This is a genomic window from Sphingobium sp. VMM (assembly GCF_056790315.1).
Genome location: NZ_JBXGSI010000002.1, coordinates 393,753 through 409,946, shown reverse-complemented (window position 1 = coordinate 409,946; position 16,194 = coordinate 393,753). Strand labels below are relative to the sequence as shown.

Sequence of the window (16,194 nt, the reverse complement as noted above, 5' to 3'; positions counted from 1 at the left end):
AGAGGGTTTCCGGCTTTGAAGTGGGGGGCCTGCCAGCGGGCCTGTTCGAGATTGCATCAGTGATATGGATAGCCATGGGACAAGCGCGAGGCGGCGTGCCAACGATTATGTCCAGTATCAAACATTCTCTTCCAAAACCCGTCAGTCCGCTTCCCACCCATTCCGGCCGCCCCGATAAAAGCCCTGTCCTACAGCCATGTGCCCGGTATAAACTTCCGGCCGGCTCCTTCCTATCGTCAACCCATTCTATTCCGGTCGTTTTTTCCGATCGGCCCAATATCCCTCATGGCGCACACGCGTAAACTTCCACGCGCTTGCAGCTAAGGCATTGAAAAGATGTTGTTATGATCGGGGCAAAACGTCATCGGGCAGCCGCTATCGCCGCCTGATCGGCATAGTTTCGCCTCTTGCGACCAAGTAATCCCGCTGTTTGGGCCTTTTCGCCCACCATGCACGCCCATCCGCTACCCTGAACGGGTCTGTCCAGACCGGGGTCAGGCCGTGGCCAGCCGGTTGCGGCGGGCGGCGGCATAGCTGTCGCTGGCGAAGAGGATGAGGCCCAGCCAGATCAGGCCGAAGCTCAGCATCTGCCCCTGGCTCAGCGTCTCGCCCAGCAGCACCACGCCGCACAGAAATTGCAGCGTCGGCGCCAGGTATTGCAGCAGCCCCAGCGTCGCCAGCGGCAGGCGCTGGGCGGCGGTGGCGAACAGCACCAGCGGCACGGTGGTGACGCCGCCGGCCAGGATCAGCAGGCCGGTGGTCGGCACGTCCTGGCCAAAGCTGATGCCGCCATGGCCCGACAGCCAGATCAGGTAGCCGATCGCGGGTGCGACCAGCAGCAGCGTCTCGACGCCGAGGCCCGTCATCGGCGCAATCGGGGTGAGCTTGCGGATCAGGCCATAAAGGGCGAAGCTGATCGCCAGCGCCAGGCTGATCCACAAGGTGGTGAGCGCGGCCGCAGCCAGGATGGCGACGCCGATCGCGGCGATCGCGATCGCCAGCATCTGTCCGCGCCGCAGCCTTTCCTTGAGTATGACGACGCCGAGGCCCACGCTGACCAGCGGGTTGAGGAAATAGCCCAGGCTGCAGGCGACGACATGGCCGTCATTGACCGCCCAGACATAGACCAGCCAGTTGATCGCGATCATCACCGCCGATGCCATCAGCGGCAGGACCAGCCGGGGCGTCCGCAAGGCGGTTATGAAGGCCGCCAGTCCCTTGCGCGCGGCCAGCAGCACCAGGATCAGGATGACCGACCAGATCACCCGCTGGGTCACGATCTCGATCGGGTCGACATGATGTAGCAGGCGGAAGAAGAGCGGCAGCATCCCCCAGATGCTGTAGGTGCCGATCGCGGCGATGACGCCCTTGCGGGCTTCGCTTTCCGCTATGGTCACAGGATTCCGCCGCCCAGGAACAGGCGCAGCGCGCCGAAGGCGGCGACGATCAGGCAGAAATTCTGCCCGCCCTTTTTCGACGACATCAGGCCGATGAAGGCGCCGAACAGCGCCATCGGCACCAGCAGCCAGTTGAGCGCGCCGAGCAGCGGAAACACCGCCGGGATCATCAGGACAAGGGTGACAAGACCGATCAGGGCTGACAGAAGGTTGAGCATAGTCCGACTGATGGCGGCTTTGCTGTCCCGGAACAAGACAAGCGACCATGCCACCCTGCAGAAACTGGCCCTGCGATGGGGTAGGGGCGTCTATGCACCCTGAATGCGAACGGAAAGTCCCGCTATCCGTTCTATGTGCCGGGTTATGAAGGAGCGAGGCGGATGGCGATTTCCAGACAAGTTGGTGTGATGGCGTTGCTGCTGGCGCTCGCGGCCTGTGGCAAGGGCGGCAAGGACGGCAATCTTGCCGCGCTGGACGACCAGTTGACCAACAATGCCGCGGACCCGGCGGTCAAGGGCGCGCTGGCCGATGATATCGTCGTCGATCCCAATCTGGTCGGCCAGTCGAACCGCAATGCCGTGCGCAGCGCCGATCGTGCCGCCAATGGCGCATTGCCGGTGCTGAGCGGCGACGCCGGCAAGGCGCAGGCGGAAGCGGCCAAGCTGGTCGGCGGCAAGCTGCTGTCCGCCCCGGCGCCGGTCAGCGGTCCGATCAAGAACAGTCCGATGACGCTGGGCGGGCTGGCGCGCGAACAGGCGCAACTGGGCGGCGGGGGCAATGCCGGCTGCGCCAAGAAGCTGGTCTATGGCATGCAATGGGCCAGCCGCATGCCCGATCCCTTCACCCTCTATCCCGGCGCGCAGCTGACCGAGGCGGCGGGTGCGGAGAAGGATGGCTGCACCCTGCGCGCGGCGAGCTTCGTGACGCCGGTGCCCAAGCAGGGCGTGATCGATTATTATTATACCCAGGCCCGCCGCGCCGGCTTCGATGCGGAACATCGCATCGTCGAGGGCGACAATGTGTTGGGCGGCACGCGCAAGGCCGATGGCAGCGCCTATTTCATCGTCTTCACCAATGCGCCGGGCGGCAAGACGGGCGTCGACATCATCGCCGACCACGGCCGATAAGCGTAAGGGGGGCTTCGCCCTCTTTTGCTGCACAGGGTCGCTTTGTTTCCAAAACGGAAACGATCTGTCGTCCTTTTGCCGGCTACAAGCCCGACCCGTGCATCGCTACATCCCCTGCAACAACAGGTGGGATCAAGGCGATGCAACACTCCGTCTTCAACCGGGCCGATACGGCCAATGACAATGTCGGCGAACCCTTTGACGCGCAGGAGCGCCAAGTGCTCTGGCTGGCCGATAGCGATCCGGCCAGTTCCGTGCCTTCGGTCCGCGCGCCGCTCGGCCGCTTGCGCAGCTTCCTGCGCGGCCCGGAACCGACCTACACCCTGGCCAATCCGCGGCTGGAAACGCTGCGCCAGAGCGCGATCATCCTGCGCACTGGCCGGTCGCTGACCGGCGAGGAGCTGGAGGCGTTCGATGCGGCGGGTTTCTCGCGCGAGCAGCTCGACCTGCTGCGCGTGCTCTACATGACCGGGGATGCCCGGCGGGCGGTGGTCCGTGCGGCCTGATCCTTCAGGCGGCGCGTTGCGCCAGCCGCCGATGCAGGCGCTGGAGATGCTGCGCGCATTCCATCTGGCGCATCCGCGTGTCGTCACGCGGCTGGCGCTGTTCTTCCTGATCCTGTTCGTGGAAATCGTCTTGTTCAGTGGCATCAACGGCATGGTCGATGATCTGCTGGTCTCCTTCGTGGCGACGGTCGCGGCGTCGCTGCTGTTCCTGCCGATGATGGTCAGCGGCCAGGCGCGGTGATCGTGGATGCCGCGCCCGGCTGGCGCCAGCCGGGCGGAGCGTGTAGCACCGGTCCGACGCGGAAGGAGAGCGGACGGGACGGCGCCATGGATCTGGATGATTTGCGCAGCTTTGCCCAGGTCGTGCGCCATGGCGGCTTCAGCGCGGCGGAGCGCGCCACCGGCGAACGCAAGGCGAAGCTCAGTCGCCGGGTTGAGCGGCTGGAACAGGTGCTGGGCGTCCGCCTGATCGAGCGATCGACCCGCAATCTGCGCGTGACCGATGTCGGCCGCGAAATCTATCGCCAGTGCGAGACGATCGCCGAGGGGATCGACGCCACCCAGGCGATCGCCGCGCGTGCCCGGTCGCAGATCAGCGGCAATCTGCGCATCGCCTGCCCGCCGGGGCTGGCCCGTTATCTGCGCACCGATGTCTTTGCCCGGTTCCTGCTGCTCTATCCCGACGTGCATCTGGAAATGCATATCAGCAGCCAGCGGATCGACCTGATCCAGGAACGGTTCGATGCCGCCTTTCGCGTGGATATCGACACCGTGCATGATCAGGCGCTGACGATGCATCAATTGGGACGGCTGGACCGCATATTGGTTGCCGCGCCGGCGGTGGCGGCGCAGGTCGCGGCAACGACCATCGCCAGCCTTGCCGACCTGCCGACGCTGAGCGTGGGCGAGCATGTCGAACATGATGAGTGGCTGTTGATGAACGGGCAGGGGCGACAGCATGTCGTCGCCCATCATCCCCGATTCTGCAGCAATGATTCAGCGACGGTGCGCGATGCGGCGGTGGCCGGGCTGGGCGTGGCGCTGCTGTCGTCAGCGGCCTGTTCGGTCGAGCTGCAACAGGGACGGCTGGTGCATGTCCTGCCCGACTGGCGGACCAGCGAGGGCATCGTCCACGTCCTCTTCACCGCGCGCACCGGCATGTCGCCGACCCTGCGCGCGTTCATCGACTATGTCGCGGAAAGTTTTCCGTCGCTGACGAGCGGCCCGCTGGCCTGAATGGCCGTCAGCGCAAGCCGGCTTCCTTGGTCAGGCTGTACAGCCCGCCGACGATCAGCCCGAGCGCCAGCATGTGCGCCGAAAATTCGAAAACAATATCAACCATCATCGATCCCCACCGATTGGAAGCGATCCTTCTGCGGCCATGCGCCTAACAAGCCGTTAATGCTGATGGGAAAGAGGGGCGCCCGGCACGATGCTTGACGCTTGTTTGTCCCGATCATAGCATTGGGGCCAAATTTGGTGGAGCGTTCGGAGACTGGGTTCCATGGAAGAAAATGTCCAGGAACGTGGCGCCGGATACCGCTATTCGCGGCGTGCGACCCTGCCGTTGATCCGGCAATTGTCGGTCGTGCCCAACTGGCGCAACGCGCTGCTGCTGGCGCTGCAATGGGCGGTGATGATCGCCGCCTGCGTGATCGCGATCCGGGCCGATCGCTGGCCGGCCTATCTGATCGCCGGCATCGTCATCGGCACGCGGATTCAGGTTCTGGCGGTGATGATGCATGAGGCCTGTCACGGGATGCTGTTCAGCAACCGGCGCGTCAACGACCTGATCGGCGACCTGTTCGTTGCCTATCCGCTCGCGCTGAGCATCGATCTCTACCGTGTCGCCCATATGGTGCATCATCGCCATACCAACACGATGCGCGACTATGATTATCGGGTGCAGCGCAAGGATGCCGACCAGCATTTCCCGAAAAGCGGGCGCGCCATGGTCGTGCTGCTGCTGCGCAGCCTGTCCGGCCTCAACTATTATCGGGCGGCGCGGGCGGCACGAATCTGGTCGCCCTTGTCCAATTTCCACAATCCGATGCGCTTCGGCTTCGATTTCCGGCTGGCGCTGCGCGTCCGCTACATCGTCTGGGCGGTGCTGGTCTATGGCGCGATCCTGTGGTCGCCCTGGCGCTGGCAGATATTGGGGCTGTTCATGATTCCCCAGTTCATCTGGGCCAATGTGTTCAACCGGTTGCGGGCGATGGCGGAACATAATGGCGTCACCGACGAGACGGAAATCCGCGGTACCCGCACCGTCATCCCGACCCTGATCGACCGGATCCTGATCGGGCCGCTCAATGTCAGCTATCATCTGGAACATCATCTGTTCCCGTCGGTGCCCTGGCATAATCTGCGCCGCTTGCACCGGCATCTGATGGCATCCGATCCGCTCTATGCGCGCGATGCGCACGTTACGCAGGGCTATTGGGGGGTGATCCGGGAATTGATGCCGCCGCCTGCGGTCAGTGGTCCCGATCGGCAGCAGGTTCCGGTCGAGACGAATCCGTAATTCGAAGGGGCGCACGGATCAGGGAATGACCAGTTCCATCCCCGCCTTCACCCGGTTGAGCGCCAGATAGCTGTGATAGCTGGCGACCGATTCATTTTCCGCGAACAGGCGGCGGGTGATCGCTTCATAACTGCGCATGTCGGGTGCGACGATCAGCATGATGAAGCTGCGGCCGCCGGTGACATAATAGCATTGTTGCACTTCGGGCGCGTCGCGGAACAATTGCTTGGCCTTGTCGACGCGCGCCGCCTTTTCATCGACCAGATTGACCTCGACGATCGATGTGACGCCCAGGCCCACCTGATCGGGATCGACGATCGCGACATTGCGCACGATCACGCCGCTGCGCTCCATCGCGGCGATGCGGCGCTGCACGGCGGCGGTCGACAGGTTGACCGCCTCCGCAATTGCGCGCTGGGGCATGCGGGTGTCGCGCTGGATCAGGCGCAGAATCGCCCGGTCGAAATGGTCGATCTTGGTGGTCTGGCTCATGAAATGAGTAATTGTTGCATTTGACCGGCCAATCAAGAGCGCCTTTCTCATGTCGATGATGATATTTCCCGTCACCTGAATTTTCGACAGGCGGAAGGCGAGCATGAACCAGTCACGAGCATCCGGCGCGATCCTGGCCGGCATCTTTTGCGGTATGGGAGCAGGGGCGCTCTGGGGCCTCGTCTTCCTGGCGCCTGAGATCGTGCCGGGCTTCAGCCCGCTTGAACAGGCGATCGGCCGTTATCTGGCCTATGGGCTGATGTCCGTGCTGCTGGTTGCGCCGCGCTGGCGGGCGATCCGGCCGCTGCTGACGCCGCGCATCCTGTGGGCGCTGGCCTGGCTCGCACTGGCAGGGAACCTCTTTTATTATGTGCTGCTGGTGAGCGCGGTGCAGATGGGGGGCATTGCCATGACCTCACTGGTGGTCGGCTTCCTGCCGGTGGCGGTGACCATCGTCGGCAGCCGGCAGGCCGGCGCGGTGTCGCTGCGGCATCTGGCGCCGTCGCTGCTGCTTTGTGTCGCGGGTGCGCTGTGCATCGGCTGGCAGGCGATCGTCATGCCGGGCGGGGGCGCGGTGGCGACGCGGATCATCGGCTTTGCCTGCGCGGTCGGGGCGCTGATTTCCTGGACCGCCTTTGCGATCGGCAATGCCCATTGGCTGCGGCGGATGGACGGTATCACGTCGCAGGACTGGAATTTCCTGATCGGCCTTGCCACCGGCGCGCAGGCGCTGCTGTTCCTGCCGTTGGTGCCGTGGCTGGGCAGTGGCACGCATGATGCGGCCGACTGGACCCGCTTTGCGGCTGTCGTGATCGCTGTCGCTCTGTTTGCCTCGATCGTCGGCAATGCGCTGTGGAATCGCATGACCCGGCTGCTGCCGCTGACCATGGTGGGACAGATGATCCTGTTCGAAACCGGCTTTGCCCTGCTCTATGGTTTCATCTGGGAAGCGCGGCTGCCGACGCCCTTGGAGGGCACGGCATTCGTGTTGGTGATCCTCTCGGTGCTGAGTTGCATCGCCGCCCATCGCCGTCCCGTCCCGGCGGAGGCCAGCATCGCCGCCTGAATGCGTCCTTTCCCCTTTGGCGGAATCGCGATAGGGCGACAATCATGACCAATATCTTCCTTGTTATGGGCGGCGGCGCGGTTGGCGCGGCGCTGCGTTATCTGCTGGGGCGGTTCGCCGGGCAGATGGCGCCCGGCGCGGCCTGGCCCTGGGGCACTTTTGCCGCCAATCTGATCGGCGGTTTCGCCATGGGCCTGCTCGCCGGATGGCTGGCGCGTGGCAGCACGGCGTCGGGCGAACCGATGCGGTTGCTGCTCGGTGTCGGCGTGCTCGGCGGTTTCACCACCTTTTCCTCCTTCAGCCTGGAGACGATGCTGATGATCGAGCGCGGCCAGATCGGCCTGGCGCTGGGCTATGCACTCTTCTCGCTGGTCGGCGCGGTGGCCGCGCTGGCGCTGGGTCTTACGGTTATGCGGAGTGTTGCGGCATGAAGGGGCGTCCTCCCGGCAAATCCGGCGGTCCGGCACGGGGCGGCAAGCCCGGCGGTAGCAGCGCGAAACCCGGCGGCCGCAGCGGCGCGCCCGGTCGCGCCCGCGGCGGCGCCAAGGCGGCGAGCGCGCGCAAGCAGGATGGCGACCGGCCGTTCAAGTCAGGCGGCAAGCCCGGCACCAAGTCAGTGGGCAAGCCTCGCACCAAGGCCCCCGTCGCCAAGGCGGCGACACCGACCCCGGCGGTCGCGGCCAAGTCCAATCCGGCCAAGGGCGTCAGCCTGGACGTGCGGCAATATCGGGTGCAGGCCGATGACGATGGCATCCGCCTCGACCGCTGGTTCCAGCGGCATCTGCCCGATGTCGGCTTCAACATCGTGTCGCGCTGGTCGCGTACCGGCCAGTTGCGTGTCGATGGCGCCCGCGCCGCGCCCGGCGACCGCATCGCCGAAGGCCAGATGATCCGCGTGCCGCCGGCCGAGCCCAAGGTGGCGGCGGCCGACAAGCCCAAGCGCGTCCGCGTCATCGACCTGACCGAGGACGAGATCGCCTATGTCCAGGACATGGTGATCCACCGCGACAAGCAGGCGATCGTCATCAACAAGCCGCCCGGCCTCGCCACCCAGGGCGGGACCAAGACCGACGAGCATGTCGACCGGCTGCTCGACGGGCTGATCTTCGACGCGGAATCCCGGCCCAAGCTGGTCCATCGCCTCGACAAGGACACGTCGGGCGCACTACTGCTCGCCCGCTCCAGCCGCTCGGCCGCGCATTTCGCCAAGGCCTTTTCCAGCCGCACCGCGCGGAAAGTCTATTGGGCGATCGTCATCGGCGTGCCCAGCATCGACGATGGCATGATCGAACTGCCGATCACCAAGCAGCCGGGCACCGGCGGCGAGAAGATGCATGTGGACGAGGAAGAGGGCCTGCCCGCCCGCACCCGCTATCGCGTGATCGAGCGCGCCGGCAATCGCGCCGCCTGGGTCGAGTTGCAGCCCTATACCGGCCGCACCCACCAGTTGCGCGTCCATATGGCGGCGATCGGCCACCCGCTGGTTGGCGACGGCAAATATGGCGGCAAGGACAGTTTCCTGTCCGGATCGATCAGCCGCAAGATGCACCTCCATGCCCGCCGCATCCGCGTCGACCATCCCGATGGCGGCCGCATCGACATGAAGGCGGAACTGCCCGAACATTTCCTCAACAGCCTGGTCGCGCTCGGCTTCGACCTGTCGCTGGGCGATATGCCGCTGGATGACGAGATCGACCGGACGCCGACCCGCGAGGACGAGAAGAAAGCGGCCCGCGCCCATGCCAAGCAGATCCGCAAGGGCCGGCGCGGCGAACGGCGCGGTCGCGGCGAGAAATAAGGGGCGGGGCATGAGCAACCGCCTTGCCGTCTTCGATTGCGACGGCACGCTGGTCGATAGCCAGCACAGCATCTGCACCGCGATGGCCCATGCCTTCGAGGGCGAGAAGCTGACACCGCCCGACCGGCTGGCGATCCTGTCGATCGTCGGCCTGTCGCTGCCCCATGCGATGGCCCGGCTGCTGCCCGATGCGGAGCCGGACTATCACCAGTTGCTGACCGATCGTTACAAGGCGGCCTTCCACGCCCTGCGCAGCGCCAATGCCGTGTCCGAACCGCTCTATCCCGGCATGGCCGACCTGGTGCGGGCGCTGGACGGCGATGGCTGGCTGCTGGGCGTCGCCACCGGCAAGTCCGATCGCGGCCTCAACCTGTGTCTTGCCCATCATGATCTGGCGCATCATTTCGTGACCCTGCAGACCGCCGATCGCCACCCGTCCAAGCCGCACCCTTCGATGCTGCTGCAGGCGATGGCGGAGGCGGGCGCGGTGGCCGAAACCACGGTGATGATCGGCGATACCCATTTCGACATCGACATGGGGCTGGCCGCCGGTACCCGCGCGATCGGCGTCGGCTGGGGCTATCATGCGCCGGCCGAACTGGTGCAGGCCGGCGCCCATGCGGTGGCGATGGACAGCGACGAATTGCGCCGCCATATCGACGCGCCATGAACGACATGCCTCCCATCCCGCCGGTCGACCCGGAAAAGATCGCGCGCCAGCGCCATTTCGCGCTTGGCCTGTTCCGCCTGTCGGGTGCCTTCCTCGTCATGTTCGGTTTCCTGGCGATCATGCAGCGCTTTTCCTGGGTACAGGGCGACAAGGCCAAGGCGTTCGGCCTGATCATGGTCGTCGCCGGCCTGTTCCAGTTCATCATCGTGCCGCGCCTGATGCTGGCCCTGTTCAAGCGGAGCCGCCCGTGAAGCGTTTCTACAAGGATGTGACGGTCGAGCCGGTCGAGGGCGGTTTCGCGATCCGGCTGGATGGCCGCCCGGTGCGCACGCCGGCCCGCGCTGAACTGGCGCTGCCCAATGCAGTGCTGGCGGAGGCGGTGGCGCAGGAATGGCGCGACCAGGGCGAGACGGTCGATCCGGCGACGATGGCGTTCACCGGCCTTGCCAATGCCGCGATCGACCATATCGCCGGCAACCGCGCGAAATTCGCGGCCGACATTGCCGAATATGGCGGCACCGACATGCTCTGCTACCGGGCCGAGGGGCCGGAGGCGTTCGTCGCGCGTCAGGCCGCCGCCTGGGATCCGCTGCTCGACTGGGCGAGTGCCCGGTACGACGTTGCCTTCGTCACCACCCAGGGCATCATCCATGTCGCCCAGCCCGACGCGACGCTGGAACGGCTGGCGGCGGCGGTGGACGGACTGGATCCCTTCACCCTGGCCGGCCTGTCGCGGCTGGTGACCTTGAGCGGCTCGCTGGTCTGCGGCCTGGCGGTGCTGGAAGAGGCGTTCGACGCAGATTCCGTATGGGAAGCGGCCGAGATCGACGAGCGCTGGCAGGCCGAACAATGGGGCGAGGATGCCGAAGCGCTGGCCCGTTCGGCGCGCCGCGCGGGCGAGTTTGCCGTGGGTCGAGCCTTTTGCGGGATGGCACGAGCCTAGGGGGCTGGGAACGGGACCGCTCGTTCGTTCATTCTTGTGTTGGCGGATGCCCTGACTGCATCCGCCACATTGGATCAACGACCAGGGAGACCCTGACCTTGCAGTCCCGCCTTTTGGTTCCTGCCTTTCTTGCCCTTTCCACCCTCGCCGCACCGGCCCTGGCACAGGATGCCCCGGCAGCCAGCGCTGCCCCCGCCGCCGGCCAGATGACCCCCGAACAGATCAACGCCTTCAACCAGGCGGTGACCGATTTCACCGCCGGCCAGACCGCGCTGCAGGCGGGCGACAATGCCACCGCCGCAACCAGATATGAGGCGGCGATGCCCGCCATCCGCACCGCGGTGGAGGTCGACCCGACCAAGATCGACAATGTCAATTTCCTCGCCAACGCGCTTTATGCCGATGCCGCTGCCCAGGGCGCGCTCGGCAAGATGGACAAGGTGATCGCGCTTTATGGCGAATCCCTGCCGCACTGGCGCAAGGTGGTGGAGGCCAAGCCCGCCGATGCCACCAGCCGCAATATCCTGGCCGGTATCCTGATCCAGTTGGGCAACCAGAAGCTGGGCGCGCAGGACAAGGCCGGCTCCGCGCCGCTCTATCAGGAAGCGCTGGGCCTGGCCCGCAAGTCGGCGGCGGCCAATGCGGCCGATCCGGTGACGAAGAATATCCTGCTGTCGGCGCTGATCGGCGCCAGCCAGGCGACCGACGATGCCGCGCTCAAGACCGAAGCGGCGACGATGAGCAAGGCGATGCTGGCCGACGGTTCGGTCGATGCGTCGAACAAGCCTGCCGCCCAGGCGCTGAGCGGCGTCAAGGCCGGCTGAGCATGAAGAGGCCTCGCCCGGTGATCCGGGCGGGGCCTTTGCCGGTCAGGCTTCGACCATGCCGGTAATCTTGTTGGCATAGACCATGCGGCCCGGCCCCAGCATACCCAATACCTGCGGCACCATGTGGCGGGCGAGCGCGAAACAGCCCTCGCTGCGGCCGCACTTGCCCCAGGCAGCGACATGGTCCTCGCTGACATAGTCGGCGCCATGGATGACGATGGCGCGCATTTCGGCATTGTTGTTCTGCGGATCGAGCCCCGCCAGCCGCATTGACCGGCCATGCTGGCCATCATAGACGGTCAGCGTCTTGTAGGCGCCCGACGAACTGGCAAGCGAATTGGGCTCGTTGGAAAAGCTCTGCAGCCAGCCCGAATGGCCCGGATCGGACCCGCGGCCGTGCGACACCAGATAGCTGTTGGCCTGGCCACCGATCAGGTCGACGATATGGAACCGAAATTCCTTCGACGGCGCGTTGAAGTCGGCGATGGCGATGCGGTCGCGCAGGGTGAAGTCGCGCGCATGCTGGTCGAGCGCGGCCTTCGCCTCTTCCAGCAGCAGCGCATAGGGCTTGCGCGAAAAAATCGGTGCGGCCGATGGAGTCGCGGGAACCGGAGGGCGGTTCGCGGGTTCAGGCGCTACCGGTAGTGCGGCCTTGCCAACACTATCGGTCAAAAACGAGAAGGCGAGTCCGCTTAAAGCGAACTTCGTGAATTTGCGGCGATCCATGTGCCGTCTATAACAAATCAACGCCCCCGCTCCAAGACGGGGGCGCCCTTCGTCACAGGCTGCTATTGCCCGCTTCGTCCGCTCCCTGGCTCCCCTCGCCGTTTTCGCGCAGGCGTGAGGTCATGCCGCTGGCTTCGGCATCATCCAGAATCTGCTGCTGTTCCGACACGGACGGCGGCGGTGCCGGAGTCGGGGTGACGACATTTTCCGGCTCGGGCGGCAGCGCTTCCGGCTCGTTCACGATGACATTCTCGACCGGCGGTTCGACCAGATTATTGGTCGCCGGGGCTTCCTCTTCCTTCTGGCCGCAGGCGGCAAGCAGCAGCGCGCCCGACAGGGCGGCGAAGGTCAGGGGGCGGGCAAAATGGCGCATGGGGATCAGTCCTTGGCTGCGGGGGCGGTCGAATTGACCGCAGTGGGGTCGACGCGGCGGCTGGAGGCCTCGATCTTCTGGGCCAGCAGCTTGTCCCAGTCATAGGGATCGGCGCGGAAGTTCATGGTGCCGTTGCTGCTGGCAAAGGCGGTCCAGTAGAGCAGATAGACCGCGACCTGCGAGGGCAGCGACACGCGCTGGGTCTTGTTGGTGTCGATCAGGCTCTGGATCTGGCCCGACAGGCTGGGATCGCTCGCCACCATGAGTTCGGCCAGCGATACCGGCTTTTCCAGGCGGATGCAGCCATGGCTGGCAAGCCGGTCATAGCTGGAGAATTTCCCGCGCGAAGGCGTGTCGTGCAGATAGACGGCGAAGGGATTGTTGAAATCGAACTTCAGCCGGCCGAGCGCGCTGTTGGGACCGGCGGGCTGGACGATGCGCTCGCCGCCCTCGGGCGTCTTCACGATCTTGTAGCCCTGCTTGGCCAGGGTTGCGCGGCCCTTGGGGAACAATTCCTTCCTGGCGATCGACATCGGCACGTTCCAGGGCGGATTGACCACGATGGAATGGATGTTCGACGACAGCATCGGCGTCTGGTTAGTCGGGCTGCCGGTGACGGCGCGCATCGATGTGACGGGTTCGTCGCCCTGGAACACGGTCAGCACGGCGGCGGCGATGTTCACCTGGACGCGGTTTACCGGCAATTCGCGCGGCATCCAGCGCCAGCGTTCCATATTGGCCATGATCGCGGCGATGCGATCATCCACCGACACGTTGAGCGCGGTCAGGGTGCGTGCGTCGAGCAGGCCGGTGGGGTTGAGGCCATAGCGGCGCTGCGCGCGTTGCAGCGCGGCGGTCAGCGGCTCGGTGCCGGTGACGCTCTTGTCCTCCAGCGCCAGGCGGGCGCGCACGACATCGGCCGAGGCGCCGGCCGACAGGCTGGGCCAGCCGCCGGTGTCGCGGATCTTCTCATAGGTGGCGAGGCCCTTGCGCAGCCCGTCATAGCCCGAATAGGGCGGGGTCAGGCTGGCGGCCCATTGCGGCAGCCGATCCTCGGCAATCGCCTTGGCGAGCGAGGGGCGCGGATCGAAGGCGGCAGGGCGCAGCGCCCAGACCTCCAGAAAATCGGCGGTATCGACCCGGCCGGTGCTGAGCGCGCGGCCGCGATCCAGCAGTGCGTTCAGCAATTGCTGCCCGTGCATCGGCGCGGTCGGCTTGCTGCGCGCCATCAGCCCTTCGGCCATGCCGCTCTTGAGCCATTCATTCGCCCAGTCATCCTGCGCCTGGGACAGGGCAGGCAGCGGCACGGGCGGGGGCATCACCGCCATCGGCGGAGGCAGCACGACCTGGCCGGCCGGCGGCGCGCTCTGGGTCGGTGTCACCGCCGGTGGCTGCGCGACGGCCGGGATGGCGGCGGCGGCCAGCAGGGGCAGGGCGAGGAAACGGATCAAATCGGGACGGTTCATGCTGGACCAGATAGCGCAAAGCGGCCATCTATCAAATCGCGATAGCGGGAAAAGATCATGCTGCACGTCGTTCACCATCCCGCCTATGTCTCCCCGGCCACAGACGGCCAGCAGGCGCGCTTCGACAAATATGGCCTGGTGATGGACGTGCTGGCCGAAAGCGGCGCGCCGATGACCGTTCATGCGCCCGATCCGATGCCCGCGTCCTGGATCGCGGCGGTGCATGATCCCGCCTATGTCGAAGAGGTGCTGGCGCTCGCTGTGCCGCCCGAAAAGGAACGGCGGATCGGCTTTCCGGTAACCGAGCGGGTGATGCGCCGGGCGCTGCTGTCGCCCGGCGGCACCTGGCTGGCGGCGAAGCTGGCGCTGGTCCATGGCTATGCCGCCAATGCCGCCGGGGGCAGCCACCATGCCCTGGCCGACAGCGGCGCGGGCTATTGCGTGTTCAACGATCTGGCGATCGCGGCCAACCGGCTGATCGCGGAGGGGGATGTGAACCGCATCCTGATCCTCGACCTCGACGTGCATCAGGGCGATGGTACGGCGTCGCTGATGGCGGGGCGGGGCGATGTCTTCACCCTGTCGATCCATGCGAAGAAGAATTTCCCGGTGCGCAAGGCGCGCTCGACGCTGGATCTGGGCCTGGCCGACGATACCGGCGACGCAGACTATCTGGCGGCGCTGGGCGAGATGCTGCCGCGCGTGCTGAATGATTTCGTGCCGGACCTGATCCTCTATCAGGCCGGAGTGGACGGTCATGTGGATGATCGGCTGGGCCGGCTGGCGCTCAGCGACGAGGGGCTGGCCGCGCGCGACGGACTGGTGATGGGTCAGGCGCTGGCGCGCGCCATTCCGGTCGCCAGTTGCATGGGTGGCGGCTATGGCGCGGACCGGATGGCGGTCGCGCGGCGCCATGCCGCCTGCATGCTGCGGATGGCGTCAGTGGAGCGTGCTGTCTGACGCGCTGGGCTTCGCGGCGCGCCCTTCCATCAGCTTCGCGGCGATCAGCCCGGCCACGCTCAGCGCGACCAGATCGCTCAGCGCCAGATAGAGGCTGTAGCCCCAGGGCGCATGGTTGAACACGGCCTGGCCGATATGCAGCCACAGCACCGTGGCGAGCGCGAACAGGATCGACACCCGCGCCCGGCTGTTGAAGTCGCCGGTGACGAAGCGCAGCGCGAGCGCAATCAGCACACCGGTCGCCAGCGCCAGCAGCAGCCCGCCGATCAGGCTGGAGCCGTCCATCACCGGGAAGCCGCCATTATTGTAGAAAAGCATCGCCACCGGCCCCTTGCCATAGAGGATCGTGCCCTGCGCCGTGGCGGGATCGGGGATGACATAAACGCCGGTGCCGCTGCGGGCCAGCGCCTGCGCCATCGCGGCCTGGAGATTGGCGCTCGCCTGCGGATCGGCACGACTGAGCGCCAGCGCGCTCAGGGGCGTGCCCCAGAAGAGGAAGCCGATGATGAACATGGCGAAACCGCCAAGCAGTCCGCCCAGGATGGTCCGCAGCATCATAGCCTCACTCCCCGTTCCAACGCGCTCCGACAGTGGAGGCTGATCTACAAACGCCGGGAAGGCAATGTCTTTCCGTGGAGCGGATCAATCCTTTGGACGGGCGGCCTTTTCGACCAGGCCCGACAGGCCTTCGCGCCGGTCCAGTTCGTCGAGCACATCGTCGAAGGGAATGCCGCAATCGGCCAGCAGCACCAGCAGGTGGAAGAGGAGGTCCGCGCTTTCGCCGACCAATTCGGCCCGATTATCGGCCATGGCGGCGATCACCGCCTCGACCGCTTCCTCGCCGACCTTCTGGGCGATCTTGCCCCGGCCGCGGGCGGTCAGCTTCGCCACATAGGATGCCGATGGATCGGCCTTCCGTCGCTCGGCGATGGTCTGTTCGAGGGTTTGAAGGGTCGCGCGCATGGGCTGCATCAAGCGTCCCGCGCGCGACCCGTCAAATGAATTTTACTTCTGCTTGCGGCGCGCGAAGAAGACGCGGCCGGCCAGAACGGCGGCGCCCATGCCGAACAGCGCCATCTGTTCGGGTTCAGGCACCGGGGTCGGCGTGCCACCGCTGCTGCCGCCCGACGAGGTGCCGCCGCCGCTGGAGCCGCCGCACTTGAACCAGCAGAAGGTGGCGTTGGCCGGGGCGGGGATGGCGAGGCCCATCAGGCTGGCCGAACCCGCTACGAGAAGAAGTTTGCTGATCTGCATAAAAGTCACCCTGTTTCAAAATGGACAAATCGCTTCGAAACGACCCTGCGCCCTGTCTACGCAGT

22 protein-coding genes are annotated in these 16,194 nt (G+C 65.8%); 13 read left to right on the top strand and 9 right to left on the bottom strand.

Annotated elements, in window-relative coordinates:
- Positions 1-494: 494 nt before the first annotated feature.
- Both rarD and ACUCV3_RS04395 read right to left on the bottom strand, forming a co-directional pair.
- Positions 495-1,397 (bottom strand): EamA family transporter RarD, encoded by a 903-nt coding sequence (gene rarD, locus ACUCV3_RS04400; RefSeq protein WP_010339628.1) that lies wholly within the window; start codon positions 1,395-1,397, stop codon positions 495-497.
- On the bottom strand, positions 1,394-1,615 hold the full coding sequence (locus ACUCV3_RS04395; RefSeq protein ID WP_004208594.1) for a hypothetical protein: 222 nt from the start codon (positions 1,613-1,615) through the stop codon (positions 1,394-1,396). The genes rarD and ACUCV3_RS04395 overlap by 4 nt, the downstream gene beginning before the upstream one ends.
- Positions 1,616-1,777: 162 nt before the next feature.
- Between ACUCV3_RS04395 and ACUCV3_RS04390 the strand changes: the two genes are divergently transcribed.
- From ACUCV3_RS04390 to ACUCV3_RS04370, 5 genes are all read left to right on the top strand, one after another.
- Complete coding sequence (locus tag ACUCV3_RS04390; RefSeq protein ID WP_029548006.1) at positions 1,778-2,524, top strand: hypothetical protein; 747 nt, start codon at positions 1,778-1,780, stop codon at positions 2,522-2,524.
- 140 nt (positions 2,525-2,664) lie between these two features.
- A complete protein-coding gene (locus tag ACUCV3_RS04385; RefSeq protein ID WP_010339630.1) occupies positions 2,665-3,030 on the top strand; it encodes a hypothetical protein in 366 nt (121 codons plus the stop codon).
- The gene (locus ACUCV3_RS04380; RefSeq protein WP_234415716.1) at positions 3,020-3,271 is read left to right on the top strand and encodes a hypothetical protein; all 252 of its coding nucleotides are present in this window, start codon (positions 3,020-3,022) and stop codon (positions 3,269-3,271) included. Before ACUCV3_RS04385 ends, ACUCV3_RS04380 begins: the two co-directional genes overlap by 11 nt.
- An 86-nt stretch (positions 3,272-3,357) precedes the next feature.
- Positions 3,358-4,266, top strand: a complete 909-nt coding sequence (locus ACUCV3_RS04375; RefSeq protein ID WP_482240394.1) for a LysR substrate-binding domain-containing protein — start codon at positions 3,358-3,360, stop codon at positions 4,264-4,266.
- Positions 4,267-4,534: 268 nt separating this feature from the next.
- A complete protein-coding gene (locus ACUCV3_RS04370) occupies positions 4,535-5,554 on the top strand; it encodes a fatty acid desaturase family protein (RefSeq protein ID WP_010339633.1) in 1,020 nt (339 codons plus the stop codon).
- 18 nt (positions 5,555-5,572) lie between these two features.
- Here the strand turns inward: ACUCV3_RS04370 and ACUCV3_RS04365 are convergent, their stop codons facing one another.
- The gene (locus tag ACUCV3_RS04365; protein ID WP_010339634.1) at positions 5,573-6,151 is read right to left on the bottom strand and encodes an Lrp/AsnC family transcriptional regulator; all 579 of its coding nucleotides are present in this window, start codon (positions 6,149-6,151) and stop codon (positions 5,573-5,575) included.
- Between ACUCV3_RS04365 and ACUCV3_RS04360 the strand changes: the two genes are divergently transcribed.
- From ACUCV3_RS04360 to ACUCV3_RS04330, 7 genes are all read left to right on the top strand, one after another.
- Complete coding sequence (locus ACUCV3_RS04360) at positions 6,150-7,112, top strand: DMT family transporter (protein ID WP_010339635.1); 963 nt, start codon at positions 6,150-6,152, stop codon at positions 7,110-7,112. The genes ACUCV3_RS04365 and ACUCV3_RS04360 overlap by 2 nt on opposite strands.
- A 44-nt stretch (positions 7,113-7,156) precedes the next feature.
- A complete protein-coding gene (gene crcB, locus ACUCV3_RS04355; protein WP_010339636.1) occupies positions 7,157-7,543 on the top strand; it encodes a fluoride efflux transporter CrcB in 387 nt (128 codons plus the stop codon).
- Complete coding sequence (locus ACUCV3_RS04350; protein WP_010339637.1) at positions 7,540-8,910, top strand: RluA family pseudouridine synthase; 1,371 nt, start codon at positions 7,540-7,542, stop codon at positions 8,908-8,910. Before crcB ends, ACUCV3_RS04350 begins: the two co-directional genes overlap by 4 nt.
- A gap of 10 nt (positions 8,911-8,920) precedes the next feature.
- Positions 8,921-9,580, top strand: a complete 660-nt coding sequence (locus ACUCV3_RS04345; protein WP_010339638.1) for an HAD-IA family hydrolase — start codon at positions 8,921-8,923, stop codon at positions 9,578-9,580.
- Positions 9,577-9,831: a hypothetical protein gene (locus ACUCV3_RS04340; RefSeq protein WP_004208582.1), complete on the top strand. Its 255-nt coding sequence runs from the start codon at positions 9,577-9,579 to the stop codon at positions 9,829-9,831. Before ACUCV3_RS04345 ends, ACUCV3_RS04340 begins: the two co-directional genes overlap by 4 nt.
- On the top strand, positions 9,828-10,523 hold the full coding sequence (locus ACUCV3_RS04335) for an ATP12 family chaperone protein (protein WP_010339639.1): 696 nt from the start codon (positions 9,828-9,830) through the stop codon (positions 10,521-10,523). The genes ACUCV3_RS04340 and ACUCV3_RS04335 overlap by 4 nt, the downstream gene beginning before the upstream one ends.
- Before the next feature lie 98 nt (positions 10,524-10,621).
- On the top strand, positions 10,622-11,347 hold the full coding sequence (locus ACUCV3_RS04330) for a tetratricopeptide repeat protein (RefSeq protein WP_048937444.1): 726 nt from the start codon (positions 10,622-10,624) through the stop codon (positions 11,345-11,347).
- A gap of 45 nt (positions 11,348-11,392) precedes the next feature.
- Here the strand turns inward: ACUCV3_RS04330 and ACUCV3_RS04325 are convergent, their stop codons facing one another.
- From ACUCV3_RS04325 to ACUCV3_RS04315, 3 genes are read right to left on the bottom strand one after another with little or no spacing between them, the layout of a single operon-like run.
- The gene (locus ACUCV3_RS04325; RefSeq protein WP_010339641.1) at positions 11,393-12,076 is read right to left on the bottom strand and encodes a murein L,D-transpeptidase catalytic domain family protein; all 684 of its coding nucleotides are present in this window, start codon (positions 12,074-12,076) and stop codon (positions 11,393-11,395) included.
- 52 nt (positions 12,077-12,128) lie between these two features.
- Complete coding sequence (locus tag ACUCV3_RS04320; RefSeq protein WP_010339642.1) at positions 12,129-12,449, bottom strand: hypothetical protein; 321 nt, start codon at positions 12,447-12,449, stop codon at positions 12,129-12,131.
- A gap of 5 nt (positions 12,450-12,454) precedes the next feature.
- A complete protein-coding gene (locus tag ACUCV3_RS04315; protein WP_017500103.1) occupies positions 12,455-13,915 on the bottom strand; it encodes a L,D-transpeptidase family protein in 1,461 nt (486 codons plus the stop codon).
- A gap of 57 nt (positions 13,916-13,972) precedes the next feature.
- Here ACUCV3_RS04315 and ACUCV3_RS04310 point away from each other — a divergent pair, with 57 nt between their 5' ends.
- Positions 13,973-14,875, top strand: a complete 903-nt coding sequence (locus tag ACUCV3_RS04310) for a histone deacetylase family protein (RefSeq protein ID WP_048937442.1) — start codon at positions 13,973-13,975, stop codon at positions 14,873-14,875.
- On the opposite strand, the gene ACUCV3_RS04305 is transcribed toward ACUCV3_RS04310, so the two are convergent.
- From ACUCV3_RS04305 to ACUCV3_RS04295, 3 genes are all read right to left on the bottom strand, one after another.
- On the bottom strand, positions 14,855-15,433 hold the full coding sequence (locus ACUCV3_RS04305) for a hypothetical protein (RefSeq protein WP_004208574.1): 579 nt from the start codon (positions 15,431-15,433) through the stop codon (positions 14,855-14,857). The two genes, ACUCV3_RS04310 and ACUCV3_RS04305, sit on opposite strands and share 21 nt — an antisense overlap.
- An 84-nt stretch (positions 15,434-15,517) precedes the next feature.
- Positions 15,518-15,838: a phosphoribosyl-ATP diphosphatase gene (locus ACUCV3_RS04300; RefSeq protein WP_029548007.1), complete on the bottom strand. Its 321-nt coding sequence runs from the start codon at positions 15,836-15,838 to the stop codon at positions 15,518-15,520.
- A 42-nt stretch (positions 15,839-15,880) separates the two neighbouring features.
- Positions 15,881-16,129, bottom strand: a complete 249-nt coding sequence (locus tag ACUCV3_RS04295) for a PEP-CTERM sorting domain-containing protein (protein WP_004208572.1) — start codon at positions 16,127-16,129, stop codon at positions 15,881-15,883.
- Positions 16,130-16,194: the final 65 nt, after the last annotated feature.